24 protein-coding genes and 1 pseudogene are annotated in these 27,000 nt (G+C 66.3%); 11 read left to right on the forward strand and 14 right to left on the reverse strand.

What is annotated here, in order from left to right:
- The first annotated feature begins 427 nt into the window (after nucleotides 1-427).
- Entirely contained in the window at nucleotides 428-1,012 is a 585-nt protein-coding gene (locus tag ABQ039_RS17100; RefSeq protein WP_374057813.1) for a hypothetical protein, read from the forward strand.
- Between the two features lie 10 nt (nucleotides 1,013-1,022).
- On the forward strand, nucleotides 1,023-1,307 hold the full coding sequence (locus ABQ039_RS17105) for a DUF4031 domain-containing protein (RefSeq protein WP_024940290.1): 285 nt from the start codon (nucleotides 1,023-1,025) through the stop codon (nucleotides 1,305-1,307).
- A gap of 963 nt (nucleotides 1,308-2,270) precedes the next feature.
- Here the strand turns inward: ABQ039_RS17105 and ABQ039_RS17110 are convergent.
- Nucleotides 2,271-2,822, reverse strand: coding sequence for a hypothetical protein (locus tag ABQ039_RS17110; RefSeq protein ID WP_024940705.1), 552 nt, complete (start codon nucleotides 2,820-2,822; stop codon nucleotides 2,271-2,273).
- Between the two features lie 163 nt (nucleotides 2,823-2,985).
- On the opposite strand from ABQ039_RS17110, the gene ABQ039_RS17115 reads away from it, so the two are divergent.
- Nucleotides 2,986-3,252: a DUF3297 family protein gene (locus tag ABQ039_RS17115; protein ID WP_349778365.1), complete on the forward strand. Its 267-nt coding sequence runs from the start codon at nucleotides 2,986-2,988 to the stop codon at nucleotides 3,250-3,252.
- A gap of 410 nt (nucleotides 3,253-3,662) precedes the next feature.
- On the opposite strand, the gene ABQ039_RS17120 is transcribed toward ABQ039_RS17115, so the two are convergent.
- From ABQ039_RS17120 to ABQ039_RS17135, 4 genes are all read right to left on the reverse strand, one after another.
- The gene (locus tag ABQ039_RS17120) at nucleotides 3,663-4,424 is read right to left on the reverse strand and encodes an ABC transporter permease (protein ID WP_054593061.1); all 762 of its coding nucleotides are present in this window, start codon (nucleotides 4,422-4,424) and stop codon (nucleotides 3,663-3,665) included.
- Nucleotides 4,421-5,365, reverse strand: a complete 945-nt coding sequence (locus ABQ039_RS17125) for an ABC transporter ATP-binding protein (RefSeq protein WP_054593062.1) — start codon at nucleotides 5,363-5,365, stop codon at nucleotides 4,421-4,423. The genes ABQ039_RS17120 and ABQ039_RS17125 overlap by 4 nt, the downstream gene beginning before the upstream one ends.
- A 278-nt stretch (nucleotides 5,366-5,643) precedes the next feature.
- On the reverse strand, nucleotides 5,644-7,281 hold the full coding sequence (locus tag ABQ039_RS17130) for a Na+/H+ antiporter (RefSeq protein WP_016900897.1): 1,638 nt from the start codon (nucleotides 7,279-7,281) through the stop codon (nucleotides 5,644-5,646).
- 277 nt (nucleotides 7,282-7,558) lie between these two features.
- Nucleotides 7,559-8,200 (reverse strand): hypothetical protein, encoded by a 642-nt coding sequence (locus ABQ039_RS17135; RefSeq protein WP_349778366.1) that lies wholly within the window; start codon nucleotides 8,198-8,200, stop codon nucleotides 7,559-7,561.
- Nucleotides 8,201-8,546: 346 nt separating this feature from the next.
- Here ABQ039_RS17135 and ABQ039_RS17140 point away from each other — a divergent pair, with 346 nt between their 5' ends.
- Nucleotides 8,547-8,741, forward strand: coding sequence for a hypothetical protein (locus ABQ039_RS17140; protein ID WP_115042717.1), 195 nt, complete (start codon nucleotides 8,547-8,549; stop codon nucleotides 8,739-8,741).
- Nucleotides 8,742-8,822: 81 nt separating this feature from the next.
- Complete coding sequence (locus tag ABQ039_RS17145; RefSeq protein WP_349778367.1) at nucleotides 8,823-9,380, forward strand: fasciclin domain-containing protein; 558 nt, start codon at nucleotides 8,823-8,825, stop codon at nucleotides 9,378-9,380.
- A 472-nt stretch (nucleotides 9,381-9,852) separates the two neighbouring features.
- Here the strand turns inward: ABQ039_RS17145 and ABQ039_RS17150 are convergent, their stop codons facing one another.
- From ABQ039_RS17150 to ABQ039_RS17165, 4 genes are all read right to left on the reverse strand, one after another.
- Nucleotides 9,853-11,292 carry a UdgX family uracil-DNA binding protein gene (locus ABQ039_RS17150; RefSeq protein ID WP_349778368.1) on the reverse strand — a complete coding sequence of 480 codons (1,440 nt, stop codon included), beginning with the start codon at nucleotides 11,290-11,292 and terminating at the stop codon, nucleotides 9,853-9,855.
- A gap of 203 nt (nucleotides 11,293-11,495) precedes the next feature.
- Nucleotides 11,496-12,740 (reverse strand): putative DNA modification/repair radical SAM protein, encoded by a 1,245-nt coding sequence (locus tag ABQ039_RS17155; RefSeq protein WP_016900902.1) that lies wholly within the window; start codon nucleotides 12,738-12,740, stop codon nucleotides 11,496-11,498.
- A gap of 391 nt (nucleotides 12,741-13,131) precedes the next feature.
- Nucleotides 13,132-13,962 (reverse strand): class III extradiol ring-cleavage dioxygenase, encoded by an 831-nt coding sequence (locus ABQ039_RS17160; RefSeq protein WP_349778369.1) that lies wholly within the window; start codon nucleotides 13,960-13,962, stop codon nucleotides 13,132-13,134.
- A 31-nt stretch (nucleotides 13,963-13,993) separates the two neighbouring features.
- A complete protein-coding gene (locus ABQ039_RS17165) occupies nucleotides 13,994-14,404 on the reverse strand; it encodes a DoxX family protein (protein WP_053051534.1) in 411 nt (136 codons plus the stop codon).
- A gap of 105 nt (nucleotides 14,405-14,509) precedes the next feature.
- Between ABQ039_RS17165 and ABQ039_RS17170 the strand changes: the two genes are divergently transcribed.
- The 5 genes from ABQ039_RS17170 to ABQ039_RS17190 all read left to right on the forward strand — a co-directional run bounded on the left by ABQ039_RS17170 (nucleotide 14,510) and on the right by ABQ039_RS17190 (nucleotide 20,373).
- Nucleotides 14,510-15,403: a LysR family transcriptional regulator gene (locus tag ABQ039_RS17170; RefSeq protein WP_039525174.1), complete on the forward strand. Its 894-nt coding sequence runs from the start codon at nucleotides 14,510-14,512 to the stop codon at nucleotides 15,401-15,403.
- Between the two features lie 93 nt (nucleotides 15,404-15,496).
- Nucleotides 15,497-16,066: a flavodoxin family protein gene (locus tag ABQ039_RS17175; protein ID WP_039518741.1), complete on the forward strand. Its 570-nt coding sequence runs from the start codon at nucleotides 15,497-15,499 to the stop codon at nucleotides 16,064-16,066.
- A gap of 278 nt (nucleotides 16,067-16,344) precedes the next feature.
- Nucleotides 16,345-17,340, forward strand: coding sequence for an aldo/keto reductase (locus ABQ039_RS17180; protein WP_349778370.1), 996 nt, complete (start codon nucleotides 16,345-16,347; stop codon nucleotides 17,338-17,340).
- A 117-nt stretch (nucleotides 17,341-17,457) separates the two neighbouring features.
- Nucleotides 17,458-18,153, forward strand: a complete 696-nt coding sequence (locus tag ABQ039_RS17185; protein ID WP_349778371.1) for a glycosyltransferase — start codon at nucleotides 17,458-17,460, stop codon at nucleotides 18,151-18,153.
- 150 nt (nucleotides 18,154-18,303) lie between these two features.
- Complete coding sequence (locus tag ABQ039_RS17190) at nucleotides 18,304-20,373, forward strand: M13 family metallopeptidase (RefSeq protein ID WP_080931480.1); 2,070 nt, start codon at nucleotides 18,304-18,306, stop codon at nucleotides 20,371-20,373.
- A 50-nt stretch (nucleotides 20,374-20,423) separates the two neighbouring features.
- Here ABQ039_RS17190 and ABQ039_RS17195 read toward each other — a convergent pair whose 3' ends face one another.
- Nucleotides 20,424-21,350 (reverse strand): oxygenase MpaB family protein, encoded by a 927-nt coding sequence (locus ABQ039_RS17195; RefSeq protein ID WP_065032927.1) that lies wholly within the window; start codon nucleotides 21,348-21,350, stop codon nucleotides 20,424-20,426.
- Nucleotides 21,351-21,795: 445 nt separating this feature from the next.
- Here ABQ039_RS17195 and ABQ039_RS17200 point away from each other — a divergent pair.
- Nucleotides 21,796-22,517: pseudogene (locus tag ABQ039_RS17200) on the forward strand (hypothetical protein).
- A gap of 248 nt (nucleotides 22,518-22,765) precedes the next feature.
- Here the strand turns inward: ABQ039_RS17200 and ABQ039_RS17205 are convergent.
- The 4 genes from ABQ039_RS17205 to ABQ039_RS17220 all read right to left on the reverse strand — a co-directional run bounded on the left by ABQ039_RS17205 (nucleotide 22,766) and on the right by ABQ039_RS17220 (nucleotide 26,999).
- Nucleotides 22,766-24,361, reverse strand: a complete 1,596-nt coding sequence (locus ABQ039_RS17205) for an APC family permease (protein WP_024940772.1) — start codon at nucleotides 24,359-24,361, stop codon at nucleotides 22,766-22,768.
- A 162-nt stretch (nucleotides 24,362-24,523) separates the two neighbouring features.
- Complete coding sequence (locus ABQ039_RS17210) at nucleotides 24,524-24,895, reverse strand: hypothetical protein (RefSeq protein ID WP_349778372.1); 372 nt, start codon at nucleotides 24,893-24,895, stop codon at nucleotides 24,524-24,526.
- 35 nt (nucleotides 24,896-24,930) lie between these two features.
- A complete protein-coding gene (locus ABQ039_RS17215) occupies nucleotides 24,931-25,707 on the reverse strand; it encodes a LytTR family DNA-binding domain-containing protein (RefSeq protein ID WP_102251152.1) in 777 nt (258 codons plus the stop codon).
- A complete protein-coding gene (locus tag ABQ039_RS17220) occupies nucleotides 25,704-26,999 on the reverse strand; it encodes a histidine kinase (RefSeq protein ID WP_349778373.1) in 1,296 nt (431 codons plus the stop codon). Before ABQ039_RS17220 ends, ABQ039_RS17215 begins: the two co-directional genes overlap by 4 nt.
- Between the last annotated feature and the right edge of the window lies 1 nt (nucleotide 27,000).

A 27,000-nucleotide genomic window follows, 5' to 3' on the forward strand; every position in this document is an offset into this window, starting at 1 on the left:
ACTTGGCCTGAGGAGCTGTCTTGCGGTTTTTGGCGTTCCTGGCGGTTGCTGGCTGCGGCTACAGCTACGGCAGACGGCAGACGGCAGACGGCAGACGGCAGACAGCAGGTTGTCGTGCATGTCGAATCCGACGTGCATGCCGAAATTGATGTACTTGTCGGATCTGGTCGCCCTACGGGCTGCTTATCGGGCTTGTCGTCCTGAATGCCGATCCTGACCGGCAATCGCGCGTTGTCGCCCGGCGGACGCGCGGTGCCAGCCGCTGCAGCCTGTCCGACATATCGGCGTCAGCGGCCTTCGCAACGCCGGAAGCGCCGACAGCAGCATCCCCCGGCGCGGCCGGCGTTCATCGGCCTGGCGGCGGCACCCGAGCCGGGTCACGCGCAAGCGCCTAGAATGGTCGGCCATTCCCAGCGTCGAGAACACCGTGTCCCGCAATTCCAAGGCCAAGCGCGACAAGCGCAAGAAGTCCCAACCCAAGCGCCCGATCGTCCGTCTGGGCCAGGCGCCGCAGATCGCCAACCATGCCGTGCTGCAGGATGCCGACGGCCGCGTGGTCGCTGCGATCGGCTTGCAGAACGGCAGCGAATGGCTGCTGTCGATCGGCGGCCAGACCATGGGCAGCGCCGACAACCCGGTGCCGATGCTGGCCATGCTCAAGCACCTGGCCAATCTGCAGGAGAAGGAAGGCAAGACCATCTCGCTGGAATACTCCACCCAGCTGCAGCAGATGATCGACGACCTGGCCGCCGAAGACGGCAAGACCGCCGAGGAATACCTGACCACGCTGGTGTCCGAGTTCGAGAACAGCGACGCTGAAGGCGACGACGGCGAAGCCGAAGCCGCAGACGCCGAGGCAGGCGATGCCCCGGCAGATACCGATGCGGACACCGATGCCGATGCTGATGCCAGCGCCGAAGACGCCGCTGCCGACACCGCAGGCGACGCGTCGCAGGACGACGCCGACGACGCAACCGACGGCGGCAAGAAGAAGAAGGGCAAGAAGGCCTAAGGGCCTGCCCGTGGCCGTCTACGTCGACGATGCGGTGCATCCGTGGCGCGAGCAGCGCTGGGCGCACCTGCTCGGCGATACGCTGGACGAGCTGCATGCAATGGCGGCGCGGCTGGGCATTCCCCGCCGCGCCTTCCAGAACAAACTCAGCGGCGCGCACTACGATGTGTCCGCAACGCTACGCGCCGAAGCGATCGCGCTCGGTGCCATTGCGATCTCCCGTCACACCGACCGCGCCCTGCTCAAGGCCTTGATCGCCAACGCGCGTGCACAGGCGCGCGGCGAGGCGCCTTGAGGCGGGGATTGGGGAGTCGGGATTGGGGAGTCGTAACGGCGATCGCCACAACCTGATTGGCGGCGCGCCGTTGTAGGAGCGCGCCCGAGCGCGAGGAGCCGTCCCGGTAACGCCCGTCGCGCGCAGGCACGCTCCTACGTGGCAATCGCCGGGCCGAGTAAGCCTCCTGGTAAAGAGGCCTGCAACTTCACGACCGGCGGCATCCCCTCCGCACCATAACGGCACCGTTGTAGGAGCGCGCCTGAGCGCGAGGAGCTGTCCCGGTAATGCCCGTCGCGCGCAGGCACGCTCCTACGTGGCAAGCGCGGGCCCCTTCATGCGTCCTGGTCTGGAGGCCTGCAACTTCCAGCACCCATGATGACGGCATCCCTCTGCACATGATGGCACGCCGTTGTAGGAGCGCGCCTGAGCGCGAGGAGCTGTCGCGGTAATGCCCGATCGCGCGCGGGCACGCTCCTACGTGGCAATCGCTGGGCCGTGTAAGCCTCGTGGTAAAGAGGCCTGCAACTTCACGACCGGCGGCATCCCCTCCGCACCATAACGGCACGCTGTTGTAGGAGCGCGCCTGCGCGCGAGGAGCCGTCCCGGTAATGCCCGTCGCGCGCAGGCACGCTCCTACGTGGCAATCGCTGGGCCGTGCATGCGTACCGGCCTGGAGGCCTGCAACGTCCAGCACCCGCGATGACGGCATGCCTCTGCATGATGGCAGCACGCCGTTGTAGGAGCGCGCCCGAGCGCGAGGAGCCGTCCCGGTAACGCCCGTCGCGCGCAGGCACGCTCCTACGTGGCAATCGCCGGGCTGTGGACCATGCCTGCGCGGCAGACCCTAGTGGCCACCAGGCGCTTGGCATGCTGCTGCGGCAGCACGCACCACCGCGGCTCGACACAACCACACCCACACATCGTCCCTGCGATTCCCGAATCCCGATTCCCGATTCCCGATTCCCCAATCCCGGCCCCGCCTCAGAACGCCTCATTCCCCAGCCGCACTTCCACCCCCAACAGCGAGGTCAGCGCCAGCATGGCGTCGTCGTCGCGGCTGAGCGCGATCCAGCCGGCATAAGCGTCGCCGCCGGTGTTCCAGTTCCACAGCGAGTAGCCGTGCTCGCGCAGACGATCGAAGGCCACCGCCATCAGGTCGGGCACACTCAGATCGCTGGAAAACTCCTCGTCATCCAGGTCGCCGCCCCAGTCGATGCGCAGGTTCCAGCGCGCGCTGAGTTCGTCGATGGCGGCAATGAACGCGTCAGTGTCCTTCCAGTCCACGAAAAAACCCGAGCGCCAGTCGATCGCATCCTTCAAGGCCCACAACCAGGCATCGTCGCCCTCGTCGTCGTCCAGGTCGGCCTGCGCTTCGCGCCAGGTATCGAACTGGCCCAAGGCGGTGTCTTCGTCGCCCGGATTGATCAGCACCAGCAGATTCCACACCCGCGCCGGGTGGTCGTCGACATCGTCTTCGTCGCCTTCGGGCTGCAGGCCTTCGTCGTCTTCGTAATCGGCGCTGTTATCGGGCATGGCGGTCTGGTTCCAGGAGTGCAGGCGTGAAGTGTGAGGCCTGGCGGGGCGCAAGCAAACCGCCCGGCGCGTGCGCAGGCAGCGCCGGGGCTGATCTTCGCGGCGCGGGCCCGTATCCTGTGCGGCCGAAGACGGCCATCCCGGCCGCCATGACGCCTTTCCCATGAGCGATACCCCTCCCGATCATCTGGCCATCGATGCACGCAGCCCGTTCCACAATGCCGATGCGCTCGGCCGCGGCGTCGGCGTGCGCTTCAACGGTGTCGAACGCGACAACGTGGAGGAGTATTCGGTCAGCGAAGGCTGGATCAAGGTGCAGGTCGGCAAGGCCCGCGACCGTCGCGGCAACCCGATGACGATGAAAATCAAGGGTGAGGTGGTGGCCTACTTCCTGGACACCAAGGCCGACGCCAAGCCGGCTGCCGAATAAGAGCGGCTGACATCACCACGTCACCCCGGGCTATTGCAGGCCGGCTGCCCTGCGCCCTGGCTGCAGGGCCCTGGCCCGCCCACCCTCGCGGGGCACGCTGCAAGTACGTCCTTGCATAAGCGCTGACGCCGCATCCATGCCGCGTCAGGTCCGGCGACGGTGCGTGGGCAAAGACCAGCCAGGAATATCGGTGTGCATGGTTTTCAACACCGAGCAACTCTCTGGCGTGGCGCCCTCGCCGATTGCGAGACCGTGGGACGGCATGGATGCGGCTACCGAGTCCCCAGGGCCCGGTTCACCGCGCGTCCCGCGAGCGGCAAGGGCGATGCGCACCCGCCCCAGTCAGCGTTGACCTGGACTGCCGACGGCATCCACCAGGGTGCGGCCGACCAAACCACTGCCGTCACCACTCACGCCTTGAGCCGGTAACCGCTGCGGAAGATCGCCGCCACCACGCCCAGGCACACCAGCAGGAACAGGAAGGTCATGCCGGTGCTCACCGCGATGTGCACGTCGGCCTTGCCGTAGAAACTCCAGCGGAACCCGCTGATCAGATACACCACCGGGTTGAACAGGGTGACCTTCTGCCATAACGGCGGCAGCATGTTGATCGAGTAGAAACTGCCGCCCAGGAAGGTCAGCGGCGTCACCACCATCAGCGGGATCACCTGCAGTTTTTCGAAGCCGTCGGCCCAGATGCCGATGATGAAACCGAACAGGCTGAAGGTCAGCGCGGTGAGCACCAGAAAGCCCAGCATCCACAGCGGATGCGCGATCTCGTAAGGCACGAACAGCCGCGCGGTGAGCAGGATCAGCAAGCCCAGCAACACCGACTTGGTGGCCGCCGCGCCCACATAGCCGATCACGATCTCCCACCAGGCCACCGGCGCCGACAGCACCTCGTAGATGGTGCCGGCCCAGCGCGGCATGTAGATGCCGAACGAGGCGTTGGAAATGCTCTCGTTGAGCAGGGACAGCATCACCAGCCCGGGAATGATGAAGGCGCCGTAGCTGACGCCGTCGATGTCGCCCATGCGCGAGCCGATCGCCGCGCCAAACACTACGAAATACAGCGAGGTCGACAACACCGGCGAGGCGATCGACTGGGTCAGCGTGCGGAAGGCGCGCGCCATTTCAAAGCGGTAGATCGCCGCGATCGCATGCCGGTTCATGCGCGCACCTCCACGTTGCGGGCGCCATGCACCAGGTTGACGAAGATCTCCTCCAGCGAACTCTCGCTGGAATGCAGGTCCTTGAAGTCGATGCCCTGCTCGTTGAGCCGCCGCAGCAACGCACCGATGCCGGTCTGCTCGGCCTGGGTGTCGAAGGTGTAGACCAGGCTGTTGCCGTCGGCCGACAGCTCCAGCGGCAGATCGGCCAGCGCGGCCGGGATGGCCTGCAGCGGCGCCTGCAGGCTCAGCGTGAGCTGCTTCTTGCCGAGCTTGCGCATCAGCGTGTGCTTGTCTTCCACCAGCACCAGCTCGCCGCGATTGATCACCCCGACCCGGTCGGCCATGTCTTCGGCTTCCTCGATGTAATGGGTGGTCAGGATCACCGTGGTGCCCTGCTCGCGCAGCCTGCGCACCATCTGCCACATGTCGTGACGCAGCTCCACGTCCACGCCTGCGGTGGGTTCGTCCAGAAACAGGATGCGCGGCTCGTGCGCCAGCGCCTTGGCGATCAGCACGCGCCGCTTCATGCCGCCGGACAGCGTGGAAATCTTGTTGTGGCGCTTGTCCCACAGCGAGAGCTCGCGCAGCACCGTTTCCAGATACGCCGCATTGGCCGGCTTGCCGAACAGCCCGCGACTGAAGCGCACGGTGGCCCACACGGTTTCGAACGCGTCGGTGGCCAGCTCCTGCGGCACCAGGCCGATGCTGGCACGCGCGGCGCGGTAGTCGCGCACGATGTCGTGGCCATCGGCCAGCACGGTGCCGGTGCTGGGGTTGATCAGCCCGCAAATGATGCTGATCAGCGTGGTCTTGCCGGCGCCGTTGGGACCGAGCAGCGCGAAGATCTCGCCGCGCCGGATCTGAAGGTCTACCTGCTTGAGCGCCTGAAAACCGCCAGCGTAGGTCTTGCTCAATCCCTGGATGGAAACGATTGGAGTCATGTCTTCTGCACTGGAGCGATCAGCCGCACAGGGTAGGCCGTGCGCCATGAAGATGGGAGAAGTGCGGATGGAATGGTGTCTTCCGGCGCGCGCCGGGAAGCCTCAGCGAACTGGACCGCGCACGCCTGCTGCGCCTGTTAGTCGGCGCATCTCCGTAGGAGCGCGCCTGAGCGCGATGGGGCTTTCCCGCCAACGCCCCATCGCGCCCAGGTGCGCTCCTACCCGAACACGGCAACCGCTGTGGCTCCTGCGATTCCCCACTCCCGATTCCCGCGCGCTCAAGCGCGCTTGCGCGACTCGATCAGGTCCAGATTGCGCACCAGCCGGCGCGACAGGTCGTCGGAAATCTCGCGGCGCCTGGCCAGCTTGAACAGCTCGTTGCGCTCGGCCACCAGCGCGGCATGGCGGAACTGGCGCAGCGCCTGTTCGTAGGCGCCGGCCTCTTCCGGATCGGTCTCGGCCATGTCCACCGCGCCGAGCTTGCGCTGATAACGCTGGCTGACCTGGTTGGCGGCGGCGTTGTAGCGCTCGGCATGCTTGCTGCCGTCCACCAGCCGCTGACGCAGTTTTTCCACCGCTTCCAGCGCCGCCTGCGAGGCCGCCTTCACCGCAAGGTCTTCCTTGAGCTGCTCGTCTTCCTCCTCGGGCAATTCCAGCCCGCGCAGCAGCCGCGGCAAGGCCACGCTGGCCACCAGCAGCGACACCAGGATCACCGAGGCGGCCAGGAAGATCGCCAACTGGCGGGCCGGAAACGGCGAGCCGTCTTCCAGCATCAACGGCAGCGTGAGCACGCCGGCCAGGGTGATCGCACCGCGCACGCCGGCCAGCGAGACCGCCACCACGATGCGCCACGGCGGGCTGACATGCTGCTCGCCGCGCCACTGCGCCTTGAAGATGTTCCAGCGCAGCGACAGGAACACCCACACGAAGCGCAACGCCATCAGGCTGGCGCTGATGGTGGCCACGTACACCGCCAGCCACCACGGATTGAGGTGCCCGGCCTCCTGCACGCTGCGCACCGCCCCGTCCAGGATGCCCGGCAACTGTTCGCCCAGCAGCACGAAGATGATGCCGTTGAAGGTGAACTGCACCGTGTCCCACACCGCCGAGCGCTGCAGCCGCATGTTGCCCGGCGCGTTGCCGGCCATCTCCACGTAACTCATGGTGACGCCGGCGGCTACTGCGGCCAGGATGCCGGAGGCATGGAAGGCTTCGGCCAGCAAATAGGCCGCGAACGGGGTCAGCAGATTGACCAGGATCGCCGAACCCGGCTCCTCGCCGAAGTGGCGCCAGATCCAGGCCTGGATGCGGCTCAGGCCAAACGTGGTGGCCACGCCCAGCGCCAAGCCGGCCAATGCCACCCACAGGAAGGTCAGCGAGGCGGTGGCAAGCGAGAAGCTGCCGGTCAGTACCGCGGCCACCGCGAACTGGAAGCACACCAGCCCGGAGGCATCGTTGAGCAGGGACTCGCCTTCCAGGATGTGCATCAGGCGCTTCGGGATCGACACCTTGGAGGCGATCGAGGACACCGCCACCGGATCGGTCGGCGAGATGATCGCCGCCAGCGCGAAGGCCACTGCCAGCGGCATCGCCGGGATCAGCCAATGGATCAGCAGGCCCGCACCGATCACGGTGAACACCACCAGACCCAACGCCAGCTCGAGGATGGCCGCCTTGTCGCGGAACAGGCCTTGTTTGGGAATGCGCCAGCCATCCAGGAACAGCAGCGGCGGCAGGAACAACAGGAAGAAGAGCTCCGGTTCCAGCTCGTGCCCGGCATCGAACACACCCGAAACCACCGCGCCAAGCGCAATCTGGACCAACGGCAGGGGCAACGAGAACGGCAGGATGCGGATCAGATAACCGCTGGCCGCGACCGCCAGCAACATGGCGAGGACGACATCGATCGAATGCATGGAAAACCCGGAAGAAGAAACGGTGCGCGCGTGCGGCATCGCATAGTGCAACGCACCATCACGCGCCTACGGAAACATACCGGTTTGCATCCGGCGATGAAACCTTTGCGCCACCTCGCCCGGCTTGCTGTCCGTTGCGGCAGATCTGCCATCGGGCCCGTCGATGTCACACCGTTGCGATTCGCATCGGCCCCGGCGCCGTTGGATACGCCAGCGAATGGACGCGCGCGCCCTGTTGCGGGAGTGCCCTGCCAGGCAGCTCACCGACAGACTGCAATCAGCTATGGCGAACGTGCCGCTTCGTATGCGGGGACGATTGCCGCGTGGTCTCGACCGGGACGATGAAGGTCGCTTGCTGCAGTTGCAGTCTGGAGTCGTAGTGACTCACCACCACCTTGACTGCCTTGGGCTTTTTCCGGAAGGCATACGGCCACTGCGCGCCAACCATCTGCTGGCCGATCTTCTGGCCGTCGGCGTCTTCCACGAGTTTGAGGTGCACCGGGTAATTGCCTGCGCCGCCATTGTCCGCATCGTTGGCATCGACCACATCGATATGGGCTTTTGAAAACGCCAGCGTCGACGGCCCGCCATCCTTGTCGTTGGCGCTGTCATCGAACCCGATGTTCCTGTAGCTGTAACTCACCAGCAGCACCTGCGTAGGCCGCCAGGACCCACCGCCATCGTCATGGATGTTCACCTTGGCCGGGCGCACGGCATCGACGGTGAACTGCCACTCGCCCGGAACAATCCATTGCTGCCCTGGCCGATACGCTTCACTGGACGGAGCAACGGCCTTTGCCGGCGTTGACGTCGAAGCCCGCACTGCGGCCGAGGCCTGCGTGATGCCGCACACCATTACGCTTGTAGCCAGGAATACTCGCAGTGCCAGCCGCGTGCATTGGATTTTTTTCTGCGTCATCTAGCTACAACCTTTCTGCGTGATTCGGTGAGTTGCGTTGCCCGCAAATGCGGAGCCAGCCTGCAAGGTTCAGCGTCATTATCTGCACTCCACGCTAGCTGAGATAAGTGCAGCCGGCGGCGCGAGGTTACATGACACAAGCAGCAGATCACTGCCGTCATCATGCTACAGAGTTGCTTATTTAGTCCGGCTTCACCCACGAACCTATGTAGCAAAAACCGCCTGATATTCACGTATTCGATAATCAGGTTGCAGGACTAAAGATAATCTTGCCTAACTTCTTCGCGCTTGCTGGTAACTGTCGTCAGCAACGCATTGAACCTTGCCTGCACTGGCTGCGCATCGCATGGACGGCGGCAAGTCGATCGCGTCCTGTCTGCAATGGCACCTCGACCTGCATCGCTTCGGTTTCGACCACCGGCACATGCCTGGGTTGCAGCTGCCGCCCGAGCCCAGCGAGCGCAACAGGCTGTGTCGACGTCTGCGTTATGACGATCTCGAGCAACGCGGTGCCAGGTACGCCCGTGTAAAAACCGCGTGATGCATCCGCGCTGCATCTACCCGCGTATCCAGCACTACGATTGCCATCCAGGCAGTCGCTTACCCAAAGGATCGATGCCTCATGAAGACCTCATTCCAGTCGCTTGCCATTGCCACTGCCATTGCCCTGACCAGTGCCATGACCCCCGCTTACGCCGCATCGAACCCGACCGTGGGCGGTGCGCCGATGCTGGTGACCAAGGACATCGTCGACAACGCCGTCAACTCCAAGGACCACACTACCCTGGTCGCCGCGGTCAAGGCCGCCGGCCTGGTCGACACGCTGAAGGGGCCGGGCCCGTTCACCGTGTTTGCCCCGACCAACGCCGCATTCGCCGCCCTGCCGGCCGGCACGGTGGAAACGCTGCTCAAGCCCGAATCCAAGCCCACGCTGACCAAGGTGCTGACCTATCACGTGGTACCGGGCAAGGTCGACGCCGCATCGCTGATCGCCAAGATCAAGGCCGGCGGTGGCAGCGCCTCGCTGACCACCGTGCAGGGCGAGGCGTTGACCGCAAAGCTCAACGGCAAGAAGGTCACCATCACCGATGCCAAGGGCAACACCGCCAACGTCACCATTGCCGATGTCATGCAGAGCAATGGCGTGATCCACGTGGTCGACAAGGTGTTGATGCCGTAACGGCAGCTTGCTGCCTGACGCAGGCAGTCGCAGGCGCGTGACCTGCATCGGCGGAACGCAGCCAGGTTCCGTCGATGGGTCGACGACGAATTGCGCACGCCAGCAACGTTCAGAGCAGCTGCATTGCCGCAAGCACTCGGGTAGGCGTGGACGCTGCGCTCGACACCGGCAGGTACGGGTGGTACATGCCGATGTCGAACACCGCGCCTGCCTGACCAACATGCAGTAGTCGTGTCGGTCGCTGCCTCAAGTGATTGGTTGCGCTGTCGTTGCACGGCAACGTCGGTGCATCCGCTGCATAGGATTTAGGCGCAGACACTGCTGAATCGTTGTATCCGCGCATGCCTGGAAACAGGCTCCAGGCAGCGCCACCACACCGCAAAGCGGCGGTGAGGGAACCACTGGCTCGCCAGTGGTTCCACTTGGTGTCTCGTTCTCCGACACCGTGCGCGTGCATTTGCACGCGCATCTTTTATGTCTTCGCCATGCGCTCCGCAGCAACCGGTGCATCCAGCAACTGGCGCAGATCCTCCACAAACCCGCGGTAGCCTTCCTCACGCGCGGCCTCCGAGCCCTGCCGCAATACCCAGGAGGGATGCACGGTGGTCAGCACCGGCGTGCCGTCGTCCAGCTGCTGCCACTGGCCGCGCTGCTGCATCAAGCGAAAGCCGTTTCCCAGCACCGCCTGTGCGGCGGTCGCGCCCAGGCAGACGATCTGCGCCGGACGCAGCTGCGCGCGTTCGGCATGCAACCAGCCGCTACAGGCCTGCACGTGCGACCGTTCCGGGTTGCGATGCAGCCGCCGCTTGCCGCGTTGCTCGAAGCGGAAATGCTTGACCGCATTGGTCACGTAAACCGTGGCGCGGTCGATGCCGATCACGCTCAGCGCCATATTGAACAAACGCCCGGCCGGCCCGACGAACGGACGCCCGCTCAGATCCTCTTCGTCGCCGGGCTGCTCGCCGATCACCATCACCGACGCATCGCTCGGCCCTTCGCCGAACACCGTCTGCGTTGCCGGCTGCCATAACGCGCAACGCCGGCAATCGCGCGCGGCCACACGCAACTGCGCCAGGCTTTGCGTGGCCACTTCCGGGGTCGGCGTCGGCGCCACCGGCACTCGCCGCCGCACCGGCTCGGGCGCACGCTCGGCCATCTCGCGCACGCGCACACCCGCCTCGCGGATCAGCTCCGGCAACAGGCTCGCCTCGGGCAGGTTCTTCCAGTATTTCTGCGGCATTTCCTGCCGCATCATGGTTGGATTGAGCCGCGCCGGATTGAAGATATGCGCGTAATAGGTGCGCCAGAGCGTCTCCTGCGCATCGTCGGCCGGCACCTGGGTGCGCACGGCGCCTTCGCCGAACGTCAACGCCTCGCCATCCCAGCGCACGCTGCGATACGGAGTGAGGATCGCCCAGCGCATGCCGGCGAAGCGGCGCGCGAAAAACGGCGCCACCCGATCCACGATCCAATGTTCGGGCTCGAACCACGCCACGAAGTCTTCCTCTTCCACCGGCAAACGCCGAAAGCGCACGAACGCCTTCATCTTGTGCGTATCGCGCTGCACCGCCTTTTGCCACTGCGTCACCCGATGCACGTCGACATCGGTGGCCCGCTCGAGCAGCGCGCGCTCGCCGCACGCCACCCGCCACAACAACCGGTACAGCACCGCATAGCGCTGCGGATCGCGGTGACACAACACCGCTCCGGCCATCTGCAGGAACTCCGCCGACACCCGCGGCGCTGCAGCCACGGCCGGCAAATCCAGCAGCCCCTGCCCCATCAACAAGCCGCCCTGCGCCCCGCCAGTCCACGCGATGGAGTCGGGCTCCACCTGCGCGCACCACCCCGCCCGCGCCAGCGCACGCCATGCTTCAAGGCTCCAGCCCGGCTCGACGTCAGCGTTGAACATCGCGGTGGTCAGGATGGAGAGGTGGGATTGGGGATTGGGAATTGGGGATTCGCAAAGCGTCGCGTTCCTGTGTCAGCACTGGCCTTCGGTGGCAGCTTTGCGCCTGATGCGACCCTTCTCCGCGCTTCGGGCAGCTTGCCCGGCAACACGGCAGACGCCAGCGGACGCGGCGGTGCGCCGGATGCCGGCGGCCAGCTGCGGTTTCAATCGAACAGACTCGCCTGCCGGGGTGCCGGCGCCAGTTGCGCGCGCAAGCGCACCGGGTCGTCCAGGCGCTGGCGCGGATGATGGTCCAGCACGCTCACAAACGGCAGCAGCTTCTTCATCGGCACCCGCAACCGCGCCAGGTCGCCCACCCGCAAGCGCGCATGCCGGCGCGACAACAGCAGGCGCTCCACATTGCGCGTGCCCAGGCCCGGCACCCGCAGCAGCATCTCGCGCGGCGCCGCATTCAGATCCACCGGAAACCGTTCCGGATTGCGCAGCGCCCAGGCCAGCTTCGGATCCACGTCCAGATCGAGCATGCCGCTGGACTGCGCCGGTGCGATCTCCTCCACGCTGAACTCGTAGAAGCGCAGCAACCAGTCGGCCTGATACAGCCGGTGTTCGCGCTGCAACGGCGGTGCCTGCAGCGGCAATTTGGACGAGGCATCCGGGATCGGGCTGAAGGCCGAGTAGTACACCCGGCGCATCCGGTAATTGCCGTAGAGATTATGGCTGGTGTCCAGAATGCTGCGGTCGTTGGCATCGTCGGCGCCGACGATCATCTGCGTGCTCTGCCCGGCCGGTGCAAAGCGCGGCGGCTTGGCGCGGCGCAGCTTTTCGGCCTTGCGCTCCAGCTGGTTTTCTTCGATGCGCCAACGCAGTTCGCCCATTGCCGAGCGGATGCCGCCAACGCTTTTTTCCGGCGCCAGCAGCGTCAATCCCTGCTCGGTCGGCAGCTCCACGTTGATGCTCAGGCGGTCGGCGTATCGGCCGGCGGCGGCCAGCAATTCCGGCGTTGCATCGGGGATGGTCTTGAGGTGGATGTAGCCGGCGAAGTGATGCACCTCGCGCAGCTGCCGCGCCACTTCCACCAGCTGCTCCATCGTGTAATCGGAGTTGCGGATGATGCCGCTGGACAGGAACAGGCCTTCGATGTAATTGCGCTTGTAGAAGTCCAGCGTCAGCGTGACCACTTCTTCCGGCGTGAAGCGCGCACGGCGCACATTGCTGGACACGCGGTTGACGCAATATGCGCAATCGAACACGCAGAAATTGGTGAGCAGGATCTTCAACAGCGACACGCAGCGGCCGTCGGGCGTGTACGAGTGGCAGATGCCCATGCCCTCGGTGCTGCCGATCCCGCCGGTGCCGAGCGAATTGCGCTTGTTCGCGCCACTGGAGGCGCAGGACGCGTCGTATTTGGCCGCATCGGCCAGCACTGCGAGTTTGTCGAGGATTTTCACGCAAGCAGCATGTCGTGAAGGCGTCTCAGCCTATGAGACTGCACCGCACTTCATCGTGAATGCTTCAGAGCGCTGCGCTGCCGGCTCTGGTCGGCAGCATGCCTTGTGGCTGCGCTGCCGGCACTTGTCGGCAGCATGCCTTGTGGCTGCGCTGCCGGCTCTTGCGGGCAGCATGCCCGGTCGCCGCGGGCCGGTGCGCCGTAGGCACCAAGCCGTATCGCCATGTGTCTTGCCTGGTGTAGCCACCGCACCACAGCGGTCTGCAGCGGCAGCAACTAGCCACATGCCATGGCTTGAATGCGGCTGGGTAGTGCCTCGGGATTGCGGGGCCGGCATGCCGCCTGCACCGTCGATGACAGCGACGGTGCAGGCGTGCCGCGCCCGCCAGGGCTCAGGCGGCGGCCGGGCCCGCAAGCGCGCGATCATTACCGGGATCGCCGTCGAACCGGTAGATATCCATCGCCAGAAATCCCGCGTCGATGCCGGCATCGATGCGCCGTGCGCCGAGCCGGTCGGCGCCGGCGGCGCCCATCGCCACGTACAGCGGCAACAGGTGCTCGTCGGTGGGATGCGCCCGTGCCGCATGCGGTGCCTGCCGGCGATAGTCCAGCAACGCGGCGATGTCGTCCTCCACCAGTTTGCGCTCGGTCCACTCGATGAAGGGCCGCACATACGGCGCCTCGCGCTCGGCGCTGTAGCCATGGCGGAAGTCGTGCAGGTTATGGGTGATGCTGCCCGAGCCGATTACCAGCACCCCGTCCTCGCGCAGCGGCGCCAGCGCGCGGCCGACCGCAAACTGGTGCGCCGGGCCAAGCTCGGGCTGGATCGACACCGACACCACCGGAATGTCGGCGGCCGGATACAGCAGGCGCAGCGGCACCCACACGCCATGATCGAAACCGCGCTGCGGATCCAGGTGCGGATGCAGGCCGGCCTGTTCCAGCCGGCGCAGGATCTGCTGCGCCAGCGCCGGCTCGCCGGGCGCAGGATATTCCAGCTCGTACAACGGCGCCGGAAAGCCGCCGAAGTCATGGATGGTGGGCGGCCGCGCCGCGCCGCTGACCAGCGGGCGACGGCCCAGCCAGTGCGCGGATGCAACGACGATCGCGCGCGGCCGCGGCAAGGTCTGTGCGAGCTCGGCCAGGCGCTCGCCGACCTGCCCTGGCTGCAGCGCAGTCATCGGCGATCCGTGCGAGATGTACAGGGAAGGCAAACGGGTCATGGCGTACTCCTCGGAAGAACGACAGGCAGCCTCAACGCGCCGGCTTCAGCGCCCACGCGCCTTCGCCGAGCAGGGCTTGCACGATCAGCAACACCGCCCACAGCGCCGGGTATTCCCAGCCGCCGCCCGGATTGGAGAAACCGAAGCCGTTGCCGCCGTGCACGCTGACGATGGTGCCCAGTAGCAGCGGCACGCCCAGCAGCCCGACCCAGCGCGCATAGATGCCCAGCAGCAGGGACAGGCCCAGGCCCAGTTCCAGCGCGATGGTGAGATAGGCCAGCGCGCCCGGCAGGCCCAGCGAGTGGAAATAGGCCACGGTGCCGGCCGGGGTGAACACCAGCAACTTGATCAGGCCGTGGACCAGGAACAGCGCGCCCAGGCTGATGCGCAGCAAAGCGGCGCCATAGGCAGCGGTACGCGGGGAAGCAGGCAAGGTGGACATTGGACGGACTCCGGTGAGGACCTGCACAGCCTATTGCTTACAAATTTCTGATAAATAGTTTTGGTTCGGATAATTTATTGCGATCAAAGCAACAATCGGACATCCATGGATACCCTCGATGCGATGCGCGTGTTCGCAGCAGTGGCCGAACGCAGCGGTTTCAGTGCGGCCGCCGATGCGCTCGACCGCTCCACCGCCAGCGTGACCCGGCAGGTCGCCGCGCTCGAGCAACGGCTGGGCACCCGCCTGCTCAACCGCACCACCCGGCGGGTCAGCCTGACCAGCGCCGGCACCGCGTATTACCAGCGCTGCCTGCAACTGCTGGCCGACCTGGACGATCTGGAGGCCACGGTCGGCGCGCAGGCGCTGGAGCCGGCCGGGGTGCTGCGGGTCAATGCGCCGGTGAGCTATGGCATCGAGCGCCTGGCCGCGCTGCTGCCGGGCTTTTGCGCGCGCTACCCGCAGGTGGAACTGGACCTGTCGCTGTCGGACCGGCTGGTGGACATGGTCGAAGAAGGCTTCGATGTCGCCATCCGCATCACCCGGCAGCCGGCGCCGACGCTGATCGCCCGGCGCCTGGGCACGGTCCGCCTGGTGCCCTGCGCGGCGCCGGCCTACCTGGCACGCGCCGGCACCCCGACGCATCCATCCGACCTGGCCGGCCACGACTGCCTGCTGTACCACTACTCGCCAAACGGCGACGAGGTGCGCTTCCATGGGCCCGATGGCGATAGCGATGTGCGCATCCACGGCAGCCTGCGCGCCAACAACGGGCATGTGCTGAGCGCAGCGGCGGTGGCCGGCCTGGGCATCGCGATGCAGCCGGACTTCCTGGCCGACGAGCATCTGGCCGCCGGCCGGCTGGTGCGCATCCTTCCGCAGTACGCACTGGGGGAGATCGGCATCTTTGCCGTCTATACCAGCCGCAGCCACCTGGCCCCGAAGGTGCGCAGCTTCATCGACTACCTGGTCGACAGCATGGGCGATCCCGGGCGCTGATGAGCCCGGCAACAGTACGTCCCGTCGATGGTCATTAACCTGACACGGCATGTGTGGTCACAATCGGGGCCCCCTCGACCCACAGGACTGCGCATGAGCAAGATCGCCATCATCTACTTCAGCGGCTACGGCCACACCGTCAAACTGGCCGAAGCCGTGCATGCCGGCGCTGCCAGCGTCGGCGAGGCCACGCTGTACCGCATCGATCAGGACGGCAACCTGCCCGACGACGCCTGGGAGGCGATCGGCGCAGCCGACGCCATCATCTACGGCAGCCCCACCTATATGGGCGGGCCGGCGTGGCAGTTCAAGAAGTTTGCCGACGCCAGCTCCAAGCCGTGGTTTGCGCAGGCCTGGAAGGACAAGATCGCCGCCGGCTTCACCAACTCGGCCTCGGTGAACGGCGACAAGTACGCCACCATCCAGTATTTCTGGACGCTGTCGCAGCAGCACGGCCAGGTCTGGGTAGGTACCGGCCTGCTGCCGTCTAACACCAAGGCGCACGGTCCGCAGGACATCAACTGGACCGCCGGTTCGGCAGGCGCGCTGGCGATCTCGCCCTCCGATGCCTCGCCGGAAGAAGCGCCGCGCAGCGGCGATCTGGAAACCGCCAAGCTGCTCGGCAAGCGCGTGGCTGAATTCGCCGGCAAGCTCAAGGGCTGAAGCGGCCAGTGGTAGCGCCTACGTAAGAACACCCGCGTATGGCGGTGGGCCCTGGCCTGCCGACATGCGCGGGGCTTGCGTGCAGTCGCGTCGCGCGCCCGGGTTTTTGCGCGCTGTGCTGCCGACCGCTTGGCTGTGCGCCATTTGCCTGTGCGCCCAGCGGACGCCACGGCAGCCCGCCAGCCGCCCACAGCGCCGTCATCGCACGGGCCACATCGTGCTAACGCGCGCCGCCGCATCCTCCCCTGACTTGTTCGCCGCACGGAGTTCCCTCCACCATGCAAACCCGCACGCTTGGCCGTTCCGGCCCCACCGTCTCAGCGCTCGGCCTCGGCTGTATGGGCATGAGCGCGTTCTACGGCGATCGCAGCGACGAGGCCGGCTCGATCGCGGTGATCCATCGCGCCCTCGACCACGGCGTCAGCCTGCTCGACACCGCCGACATGTACGGTCCGCACACCAATGAAATCCTGGTCGGCAAGGCCATTGCCGCGCGCCGGCACGAAGTGTTTCTGGCCACCAAGTTCGGCATCAAGCTCGACCCCAACGATCCGTCGGTGCGCGGCATCGATGGCAGCCCGGGCTATGTGCAGGCGGCCTGCGAAGCCAGCCTGCGCCGCCTGGGCGTGGAGCACATCGACCTGTACTACCAGCACCGCGTGGACCCAAATGTGCCGATCGAAGACACTGTCGGTGCGATGTCGCGTCTGGTCGAACAGGGCAAGGTGCGCTTCCTGGGGCTGTCGGAAGCCGCTGCAGCCACCATCCGCCGTGCGCATGCGGTGCATCCCATCACCGCGGTGCAGACCGAATACTCGCTGTGGTCGCGCGAGCCCGAGGACAACGGCGTCTTCGCCACCGTGCGCGAGCTCGGGATCGGTTTCGTTCCGTATTCGCCGCTGGGCCGCGGGTTCCTGACCGGCGCATTCGCCTCGCCGGACGACTTCGAGGCCGACGATTACCGTCGCCATTCGCCGCGTTTCCAGGGCGAGAACTTCTCCCGCAACCTGCAACTGGTGGAGCAGGTCAAGGCGATCGCGGCCGACAAGGGCATCACGCCGGGGCAGCTGGCGCTGGCCTGGGTGCTGGCGCAGGGCCAGGATCTGGTGCCGATCCCGGGCACCAAGCGGCTGGCCTACCTGGAAGAAAACCTCGGTGCGCTCGATGTGGCGCTGATGCCGGACGAACTCGCACGCATCGATGCGATCTTCCCGCTGCAGGCCGCGTCCGGTACGCGGTATCCGGAAGCGATGATGGGCGCGCTCAGCCGCTGAGCGTGCTCACGTGAGTGCACGCAGTCGCAGCTGTGCGGCGATTGCATGCGCTCACGCCATCGCACCGGTATGGCTCGCACACTTGGCATCACCACCGTCCGAGTGCCACGTCCCGCCATGCTGTCCTTCGTGATCCCCGCACATGACGAGGCCGCACTGATCGGCCAGACGCTGCAATGCCTGCACGCCTGTGCGCAGGCCATGCAGCTGGACTACGAGATCATCGTGGTGGCCGATGCCTGCGAGGACGACACCGCCGCCATCGCGCGCGCGGCCGGTGCGCAGGTGCTGGAGGTGCAATTGCGCCATATCGCCGCCACCCGCAATGCCGGCGTGCAGCAGGCGCAGGGCGATCGCCTGCTGTTTCTGGACGCCGATACGCTGATCAATCCGCAGGTGGTCGGCGCGGCGCTGGCGGCGCTGGATGCAGGCGCGGTCGGCGGTGGCGCGCAGGTACATCTGCAGGGCAGGCGCGCGTGGTTCGAACGCATGGCGCAGGCGACGTTCGGCTGGCTGTTCCGTCTCAGCGGCATTGCCCCGGGCTGCTTCCTGTTCTGCACGCGCGCGGCATTCGTCAGCGCCGGCGGCTTCGATACGCGTTACTACGCCGGCGAAGACGTGGCATTGAGTCGCGCGCTGGCGCGCTGCGGGCGGTTCGTGATCCTGCGCCAGACCGTGCACACCTCCGACCGCAAGCTGCGCAGCTTTTCCAAGCGCGAGCACCTGAGCCTGCTGCTGCGCTTTCTGTGGCGCGGGCGCGGCATGCTGCAGACCCGCGATGCGCTGGGTTTCTGGTACCAGCGCCGGCGCTGAACCGCGCGTGTCCGCAGGCCGCCATGCCGGCCGCGCGCTGCCATCGCGTCGGGACGTGGCGACGGCGGCAATTTACACTGGTATGTCTGTTTTTCGTTTCCGAGTTGCACTCGCATGGCTCTTCTGCACCGTCCTGTCCTGATCGCTGCGCTGTCGGCTGCCCTGCTGAGCACCGCCGCGTGCCACCGCGATGGCACTTCACCGGCAACGACGGCGCACGCGAAGCCCGCGCCCACCACGCCCAAGCTGGGCGATTTCGGTTTCGATGCGGCAGGCATGGACCGCAGCGTGGCACCAGGCGACGACTTCTTCAGCTACGCCAGCGGCAACTGGGTCAGGACCACCCAGATCCCGGACGACCGCTCCAGCTTCAACAGCTTCGTCAGCATCGCGATCGAGACCGAGCAGCACAGCCGCGACATCATCGAGGGCGCCGCCGCCAACGACCGTGTCACCGGCGAAGACAAGCAGATTGGCGATTACTACGCGGCCTATATGGACGAAGCCGGCATCGAGGCCAAGGGCGTGCGCCCGGTGCAACCGGAACTGGACGCGATTGCGCAGCTGGATGACAAGCAGGCGCTGGCGCGCACCCTGGGCGGCCAGCTGCGCGCCGATGTGGATCTGCTCAACTCCACCAACTTCCACACCGACCGGCTATTCGGTCTGTGGATCTCGCAGGATCTGCATCATCCGGGCCGCTACGTGCCGTATCTGGTGCAGGGCGGCCTGGGCATGCCGGACCGCAGCTTCTATCTGGACGACGGGCGCATGACGCAGATGCGCGACGCCTACCGCGCGCACATCGTCAAGCTGCTGGAACTGGCCGGCATCGATGACGCGGCGGCCAGGGCCGAGCGCATCCTGGCCCTGGAAACCGCGATGGCGCGCGTGCACGCCACCGCCGAACAGACCAACAACGTGCAGGCCGGCGCCAACCCCTGGAAACAGGCCGATTTTGCGCGTAACGCGCCCGGCCTGGACTGGGCGCCGTTCTTCGAAGCGGCCGGCCTGAAGGCGCAGCAGGACTTCATCGTCTGGCAGCCCGGCGCGGTGACCGGGTTGTCGGCGCTGGTGCGCTCCGAGTCGCTGCAGACCTGGAAGGATTACCTGAGCTTTCGCGCGCTGGACCGCGCCTCGCCGTATCTGTCCAAGGCCTTTGCCGATGAGCGCTTTGCGTTCTACGGCACCACGCTGGAAGGCACACCGCAACAACGGCAGCGCTGGAAGCGCGGTATCGACGCCACCAACGCGGCCCTGGGCGAAGCGGTGGGCGAGCGCTATGTGCAGAAGTACGTCAGCGCCCAGACCAAGACGCGTGCCGAGGAGATGGTCAGGAACATCGTCACCGCCTTCGGCAAACGCATCGACGCGCTGGAGTGGATGAGCCCGCAGACCAAGCAGCATGCCAAGGCCAAGATTTCCGGGCTGACGGTGGCGGTGGGCTATCCGGACACCTGGCGCGACTACAGCGCGCTGGATGTGCGCCGCGACGACGCGCTGGGAAATGTGCAGCGCGCCGAGCTGTTCGAGTACCGGCGCAATCTGGCCAAGCTGGGCAAGGCCGTGGATCACCGCGAGTGGTACATGCTGCCGCAGGAGGTCAACGCGCTGAACGTACCGCTGGAAAACCGCCTGCTGTTTCCGGCCGCGATCCTGCAGCCGCCGTTCTTCGACCCGGCCGCCGACGATGCGGTGAACTACGGCGCCATCGGCGCGGTGATCGGCCATGAGATCAGCCACAGCTTCGACAACATGGGCGCGCAGTTCGACGAACATGGCGAGCTGCACAACTGGTGGACGCCGCAGGACCTGAAAAAATTCGAGGCCGCCGGCAATGCGCTCGCCGCGCAGTTCAGTGCGTACAAGCCGTTCGACGACCTGAGCGTCAACGGCAAGCTGACGCTGGGTGAGAACATCGCCGACGTCGCCGGCCTGGCCACTGCCTATGATGCCTATCAGCTGTCGCTGCAGGGCAAGCAGCCGCAGACCATCGACGGTTTCAGCCCGGACCAGCGCTTCTTCCTGGGCTTTGCCCAGGCCTGGCGCGGCAAGTACCGCGACGCGGCGCTACGCAATGCCGTGCTCACCGACGTGCACGCACCCGGACGTTTCCGCGCGCAGACCGTGCGCAACCTCGATGCCTGGTATCCGGCGTTCAATGTGCAGCAGGGCGAGCAGTTGTATCTGCCGCCCGAGCAGCGGGTGCGGATCTGGTAGCCAGCCCCCGCGTCACACCACCGCCCTGCATACCAGGCAAGCACCCGCACTCACTGCGCCCCGGGCCACTCCAGCAACATCGTCTGCGGCAGCTGCATGCGGCGGCAGGCGCGTGCGGACAGCCCGTCGCGTAGCGCGGTGCGGAACAGTGGCGACAGGCTGCGCAGCAGCCGCGCCGACGCATGTGCCTGTGCGCGCTGCGTGGTGGTGCGGCCGAGCATGTCGCTGGCCCAGCCCGGCAACAGGGCGGTACCGGCACCGAGGAACACCCCGCGCGACAGACCGGCCGCCGGCACCGGCAACTGGATGCTGGTGAGGATGTCGAGCACCTCGCGCGAGCGCGTGTCCATGCGCAACTGCCCGCGCACGGTGGCGAAATACGCATCGACCTGTGCTTCGCTGGCGGGCACATCGGCGGCGCCCAGCGCTTCGGCGACGCGGCGCGCTTCGTCGTAGTAACGATCGGCGATGTGCGCCGGCACGTCGCGGCAATAACGTCGGCAGCCCTGCAGAAAACCGTAGGCTTCGGTGACGTGCACCCAGGTCAGCAACTGCGGGTCGTTGGCGTCGTAAGGCACGCCGTCGGCGGTGTGGCCGTGGATATGCGAATGGATGCTGCGCACGCGGGCGATCAGTTGCTCGGCCTCGGCGCGCGGTGCATAGGTGGTGCCGGCGACGAAATTGGTGGTGCGCCGCAGTCGCCCGATTAAATCGGCGCGGAAGTTGGAATGGTCGTAGACCCCGGCCAGCGCGCGTGGATGCAGCAGTTGCAGCATCAATGCGCACAGTCCGCCGGACAACATGCCGGGGAATTCGGAATGCACGCGCCAGGTGACGCTGTCGGGCCCGAAGATGCCGGGATCCCCGAGTGGCTGGTCGTAGTCGATGGTGCTCTGGCCACGGGGAAACGCGCCCAGCACCCAGCGATGGATCTGTCTGGCGGCGGGAGCAGTGAGGGTACGCAGGACGGCTGACATGCGCGCAAGGATACCGAGCCGGCTGCAAGACCGCGTCGTGGTGCTGAGGGGCTGGGATTGGGGATTGGGGATTGGGGATTGGTGAAAGACGGCGCTGTGTGCGCTGTTCGTATCGATGCGCGCCGATCGTCTCGACGGGTGCTTGCCCGCCTGTCGCGGGACCTTGCGCGGCATGCGTGCTTGCGCGGCGCTCACGCGATCTGTACGCCGGGCTGGGTCGCGCCGGTCGCAACCGCCACGGATGCAATCACGCAGGCGGGAGTGTGCAGTGCAGCAAGAATGGCGATGCACGGCAGCTGCGATCGCCCGGCACACGCTGCAAAGCGCCTGAATACCGCGATTTGTGCGCCGGTACGCAGGATTGCTGGCCTTCCGCGCGCAGCAGGCATTGCCAAGCACGGCGAAAGTGCTAGAACTAGGGCCGTCCGTGTACCGGCCAGCATCACTGCCAGCCGCTGCCCGGTCGCTCCAGGGCACCGGCGCGTTGCCGGGTGCAGCAAGTCGTTCGTACCAGCCATCCGTCAGGAGCTTGTCATGATCGCTTTGTTCCAGGGTTTGGGCCTGCTATTGCAGGACAACGCACTCCATCGGCTCTCCTTCGACGAGCAGGTCGCGCACTGGCGCGAAAAGACCGACGAACAGCTCGACCAGGAGCTCAATCTGCTCAAGGTGGCCAAGAAACAGTGGGTGATCGCCTCGATCATCGGCTGGCAGGCGATCTCGCTGGTACTGCTGGGCGTGATCACCCACCAGCTCTGGCAGAACGACTACCACCTGACCTTCAGCCGCGTGGTGATCATCTTTACTTCGTGGGCGTCGATCCTGTTCGTCATGTGGTACATCGCCGATCTGTTCGACCACAGCGCCGGTTTCGAACGCTGGCTGCGCGCCTTCAACAGCCGTGCACGGGTCACCCCGGATGCCGATTCGGTCGAATGCGTGGCCGATGCGCTGGACATGACTCGCCGCTATCCGGAAGTCCTGCGCTACAAGCAGGAGGTCAGTTCCAAGCGCGAGCTGCGCCACGAGGACATCGTCAACATGCGCGAGATGGGGCGGCTGCGTCGCTACACAGAATTGCTGCGTGATCTGGACCGCTTCGATGGTGCGCCGCGGCTGGTGACCAATACCGCTCCGCACAGCGCGGCGGCGGGGACGCTGGCGTAGCGGTGTGGCGATGGATGCGGTGATTGCTGCAAGGCATCGGCAAGGCCGCGCGCCTGGCGAAACGGCCTGATTGATCTGCCCGACGTCCGATCGCAACACGGCGTGCGCTGCCAGGCGGCGCCAGTCGCTGCACTCCATCGCGTGCGTGACGACCAACAAAAAACGGCCGGTGCAGTGCACCGGCCGTTTTTTGTTTGCGGCGCCCGGAGACAGACGCCTTGTTTCAGCAGCAATCAGCGATCAGGCGCTCACGCCTGCGCGACAGCCTTCTCCACCGACGGCGTACGCCAACCGCTGCGCACGCCCCAGATGTAGAACACCGCGCCGACTGCAGCCACTACCGCAAGATCGGTGCCGTAGCTGAGATAGCCATGGCCGCCGAAGTCGCTGCTGCCGGCCCAGGACAGCAGCGCGATCGTCGGCAGGTAGCAGATCATCCAGGCCGCGCCCTTGAGGTTGCGCCCAAGATCCGGCCAGCCCTGCTTGGCCTGGTAGTAGCAGTACACCGGCAGCGCCACGACCATCAGCAGGATGATCTCGCCGGTCAGCGGCCAGCGCGCCCAGTACAGCAGCTCGGTCGCCATCACGAAGGCCACGCCGGCCAGCACCGGCAGCGCGGCGATGCGCAGCGGGCGATGCAGCTCCGGCGCATGCCGGCGTAGCGCCATCGCGCTGATCGGGCCGGTAAGGTAGGAAATGATGGTCGCCACCGAGATCACCGCCGCCAGCGTGCCCCAGCCGCGGAAGAAGAACAGGAACACGAACGACACCGCCAGGTTGAAGAACATCGCCATGCGCGGCACGCCCCAGACCGGGTGCAGCTTGCCCAGCACCGACGGCATGGTGCCGTTCTTTTCCATGCCGTAGACCATGCGCGCGGTGGTGGCGGTATAGGTGATGCCGGTACCGCTGGGGCTGACGAAGGCATCGATGTACAGCAGCATGGCCAGCCAATGCAGGTTGACGATGATGGCCAGCTCGGCGAACGGCGAGCGGAAATCGATGCCGTGCCAGCCGGCCTTGGCCAGCAGGTCCGGCGGCACCGCGCCGATATAGGCCACCTGCAGGATCACGTAGACCACCGTGGCCAGCGCGATCGAGCCCAGCACTGCGAACGGAATGCTGCGGCCCGGGTTGCGCGCTTCACCGGCCAGGTTCACCGGGCTCTGGAAGCCGTTGAAGCTGAAGACGATGCCGGCGGTAGCCACCGCGGTGAGCACTGCGGCCAGGTCGATCACGTGCGCGTCGCCGTGGATGCCGACGCTGAAGTTCTCGCTGTGGAAGCCGCTGGCGATCAGGGCCACGCCGGTCGCCGCCGGCACCACCAGCTTGAACACGGTGATCAGCGTATTGGAGCGCGCGAACAGCTTGACGCTCCAGAAATTGAGGAAGAAATACACCAGCACCAGCACTGCCGAGATCAGCAGGCCGGGCACCGACAACTCCCCGGCCCCGCCGGGTGCCTGCACATACAGGCCCTGCGCCCAAGCCCATGGCCAGGAGGCCATGTACTGCACCGAGGCCTCGGCCTCGACCGGGATCACCGACACGATCGCGATCCAGTTGGCCCAGCCGGCGATGAAGCCCACCAGCGAGCCGTGCGAGTAATGGCTGTAGCGCACCATGCCGCCGGACTCGGGGAACATCGCGCCCAGTTCCGCGTAGGACAGCGCGATGGTGGTGATGATCGCCGCACCCAGAATCCAGGCCCAGATCGCACCGGGGCCGGCCAGGCCGGCAGCGCGCCAGGCACCGAACAGCCAGCCGGAACCGATGATCGAGCCCAGGCCGGTGAGCATGAGGGCGAAGGGGCCAACGTCGCGGCGTAGCGATTGTTCGGACATGAGAAGCCTGGCAGTGAGGACGCCGTGAACCGGCAACAAGCCGGCAATCATCGCAGAAGCGGCCGCTGATCGTCAGTGCGTATTCAGGCTTGCGTCCGGTTGCAGCATGGCTTGCTACATAGTTGAAGCATGTTTTCGCCGAGCAAGGACTGCAAGGCCCGCTCAGCCATGGCAATCGGCGCTGGGCGCGCTGGTATCCACACAGGTGTGCGCCTGATGCGGAATGCCGCGCAGTTCGCGCACCTGCCCGGGTGTCAGCGCAAAGCTGTCCAGCGTCCTGCGTGCGCAGGCCGGCGTGCCTGTGGTGTTGCCCGCGGCAGGCGCGGCGCAGTATTCCTCATACACCAGGTAATGGCAGCGACCGCTGCTGCTGGCCAGGCAGTGCACATTGAGGTCGGTAGCGGTGGCCAGGGTCTTGCTGAAGATCACGTCCTGGCCATTGCTGGTGGCGCGGGTGATGGAGGTGGTGCCGTTGCGGTCGTGGCAACCGGCCAAGGCAAGCAGGCAATACACGAGGGAGGCGATCAGGCGCATATCAGCAATCCTTTCAGTCGATGCGATCGGGGGAATTACATGCCGCGGAACAGGCTCATGAAGGGCTGGCTGACGGTGAGCGTTTCGCTGCGCCCGCGCAGTGCCAGCCGGCCCTTGCCGGTGTCCTCGCGCACCACCGAGGCGACCGCCTTCATGTTGACGATGGTGGAGCGGTGGATCTGCTTGAACACCTGCGGATCCAGCACGTCGAGCAACTCGCGCAGCGGCGTGCGCAGGATCGCCTCGCCAGCGGCGGTCATCACCGTGGTGTATTTCTGGTCGGCCTGGAAATACGCCACCTCGTCCAGCGCGATCAGGCGCGTCTCGCGGCCGCTGCTGGCGGTGAGCCAGGCCAGTGGCGGCGCGGCGCTGGCGGCAGCAGGGCGCGCGGACAGTCGCTGCAACAAGGCCTCCAGCAGTTGGCCGTCCGGCTGGCCGGCGGCAGCGCGTTGCTGCACGCGCTGCCAGGTGGCCTGCAGGCGCTCGCGGCTGATCGGCTTGAGCAGGTAGTCCACCGCGCCGTGTTCGAACGCATCGATGGCGTACTGGTCGTAGGCCGTGACGAACACCACCTGGGTACGCGGGCTGACCTCGCGCAACGCACGCGCCACCTCGATGCCGGTGAGCCCGGGCATGCGGATATCCAGGAACACCACATCCGGCTGCTGCGCGGCAATGGTCTCCAGCGCGCCGGCGCCGTCTTCGCATTCGCCCACCACCTGCAGCTGCGGGCACACCTCGGCCAGCAGCGCGAGCAGGGACTGCCGCAGCAACGCTTCGTCTTCGGCGATCACCGCACGCAGCGCGCTCATGCCTGCACCCGCGCGGTGGAGCTGTGCGTGCCTGGCAACGGCGGCGGCATGGGTGTGGCGGTCATCGGCGCCGGCAGCGGCAGGCTGATGGTGGCGGCCACACCGCTGGGGAAATTGGACACGATGGCAAAGCTGGCCTTGCCGGCGTAGATCAACTGTAGCCGCTCGCGCAGGTTCTTCAGGCCGATGCCGGTGCCTTGGGTGTGGGTGCCGAAGCCCTGGCCATCGTCGGCCACGGTCAGCGTGGCATGGTCGTCGACGCGACGCGCCAGGATCCATATCGTGCCGCCGCCGGGCTTGGGTTCCAGCCCGTGCTTGATCGCGTTCTCCACCAGGGTCTGCAGCATCATCGACGGCAGTTGCAGCGCGCGCAGCTCGTACGGCACCTCCACCTGCAGGACCAGCCGCGTGCCCATGCGGATGCGCAGGATTTCCAGATAGGCCTGGGTGCGTTCGAGTTCCTCGCCCAGGGTGGAGATGGCCCCGTCGGCGCTGGGCAGCGAGCTGCGCAGGTACTGGATCAGGTGCCCGATCATGATCTCCGCGCGCGGCGGGTCGGTGCGTGCCAGCACCTGTGCGCTGGCCAGCGTGTTGTAGAGAAAGTGCGGCTCGACCTGCGCATGCAGCAGGTTCAGGCGGGCCACCGCCAGTTCCTTTTCCATCACCGATTGCTCGGCCGCGGCCTGCTCGTCGCGACGTTGCTCGCCGACCCGGCGCACCACCGCGCGATTGATCGCCTCGGCATTCTCGTAATTGCTGCCTTCGTCCACCGCGAACAGATCCACCCAGGCACCGGCGTCGGGTTCGCACAACACCGTGACGCTGCTGGTGCCCTGCCCCGGCGTGATCGTCACCAGTACCTGATTGCGCTTGATCGCAAAACGCGCGAACAGGTTCCAGCGCGAGGGCTGGCGTCCCTCGTAAGGGTCGATGCGGCGCACCTTGGCGCGGATCAGCAGGCTGCCGGGCGCGCATTCGATGTCCTGCACGCGCGGCAACGCGCGCACGGCCTCTTCGACCACGGCAAAGCTGGCCTGCACGTCCAGCGGCACCTCGATCTGGCGGCGCTGGCGGGTCGACAAGGTGTCGTGATCCAGCCGCCCGGCGATCAGGCGCACCCGGCGCACATGCGTGATCGCACTCATCAGGGCAAGCGTCAGCAGCACCACGCAGATCAGCCCGAAGAAGGCGCCGGTGGAGCCGAACAGCTGCGCCCACATGATCGCAGCCACCAGCAACGCGGCGGCCCAGGCGAACACGATACGCACGATCAGGAAGACGCTGGCAGACACG

The organism is Xanthomonas sp. WHRI 6108 (genome assembly GCF_040202385.2).
In the GTDB taxonomy this organism is placed as follows: Bacteria; Pseudomonadota; Gammaproteobacteria; order Xanthomonadales; family Xanthomonadaceae; genus Xanthomonas; species Xanthomonas arboricola.

Excerpts from the sequence above, each read along its gene's own strand:
- ABQ039_RS17145 (WP_349778367.1), top strand. The coding sequence starts at position 8,823 with ATGAAGACCTCATTCCAGTCGCTTGCCATTGCCACTGCCATTGCCCTG.
- ABQ039_RS17135 (WP_349778366.1), bottom strand. The coding sequence starts at position 8,200 with ATGACGCAGAAAAAAATCCAATGCACGCGGCTGGCACTGCGAGTATTC.
- ABQ039_RS17130 (WP_016900897.1), bottom strand. The coding sequence starts at position 7,281 with ATGCATTCGATCGATGTCGTCCTCGCCATGTTGCTGGCGGTCGCGGCC.
- ABQ039_RS17110 (WP_024940705.1), bottom strand. The coding sequence starts at position 2,822 with ATGCCCGATAACAGCGCCGATTACGAAGACGACGAAGGCCTGCAGCCC.
- ABQ039_RS17150 (WP_349778368.1), bottom strand. The coding sequence starts at position 11,292 with ATGTTCAACGCTGACGTCGAGCCGGGCTGGAGCCTTGAAGCATGGCGT.
- ABQ039_RS17180 (WP_349778370.1), top strand. The coding sequence starts at position 16,345 with ATGCAAACCCGCACGCTTGGCCGTTCCGGCCCCACCGTCTCAGCGCTC.
- ABQ039_RS17170 (WP_039525174.1), top strand. The coding sequence starts at position 14,510 with ATGGATACCCTCGATGCGATGCGCGTGTTCGCAGCAGTGGCCGAACGC.
- ABQ039_RS17210 (WP_349778372.1), bottom strand. The coding sequence starts at position 24,895 with ATGCGCCTGATCGCCTCCCTCGTGTATTGCCTGCTTGCCTTGGCCGGT.
- ABQ039_RS17185 (WP_349778371.1), top strand. The coding sequence starts at position 17,458 with ATGCTGTCCTTCGTGATCCCCGCACATGACGAGGCCGCACTGATCGGC.
- ABQ039_RS17120 (WP_054593061.1), bottom strand. The coding sequence starts at position 4,424 with ATGAACCGGCATGCGATCGCGGCGATCTACCGCTTTGAAATGGCGCGC.
- ABQ039_RS17140 (WP_115042717.1), top strand. The coding sequence starts at position 8,547 with ATGGACGGCGGCAAGTCGATCGCGTCCTGTCTGCAATGGCACCTCGAC.
- ABQ039_RS17125 (WP_054593062.1), bottom strand. The coding sequence starts at position 5,365 with ATGACTCCAATCGTTTCCATCCAGGGATTGAGCAAGACCTACGCTGGC.
- ABQ039_RS17160 (WP_349778369.1), bottom strand. The coding sequence starts at position 13,962 with ATGACCCGTTTGCCTTCCCTGTACATCTCGCACGGATCGCCGATGACT.
- ABQ039_RS17195 (WP_065032927.1), bottom strand. The coding sequence starts at position 21,350 with ATGTCAGCCGTCCTGCGTACCCTCACTGCTCCCGCCGCCAGACAGATC.
- ABQ039_RS17175 (WP_039518741.1), top strand. The coding sequence starts at position 15,497 with ATGAGCAAGATCGCCATCATCTACTTCAGCGGCTACGGCCACACCGTC.
- ABQ039_RS17115 (WP_349778365.1), top strand. The coding sequence starts at position 2,986 with ATGAGCGATACCCCTCCCGATCATCTGGCCATCGATGCACGCAGCCCG.
- ABQ039_RS17215 (WP_102251152.1), bottom strand. The coding sequence starts at position 25,707 with ATGAGCGCGCTGCGTGCGGTGATCGCCGAAGACGAAGCGTTGCTGCGG.
- ABQ039_RS17165 (WP_053051534.1), bottom strand. The coding sequence starts at position 14,404 with ATGTCCACCTTGCCTGCTTCCCCGCGTACCGCTGCCTATGGCGCCGCT.
- ABQ039_RS17205 (WP_024940772.1), bottom strand. The coding sequence starts at position 24,361 with ATGTCCGAACAATCGCTACGCCGCGACGTTGGCCCCTTCGCCCTCATG.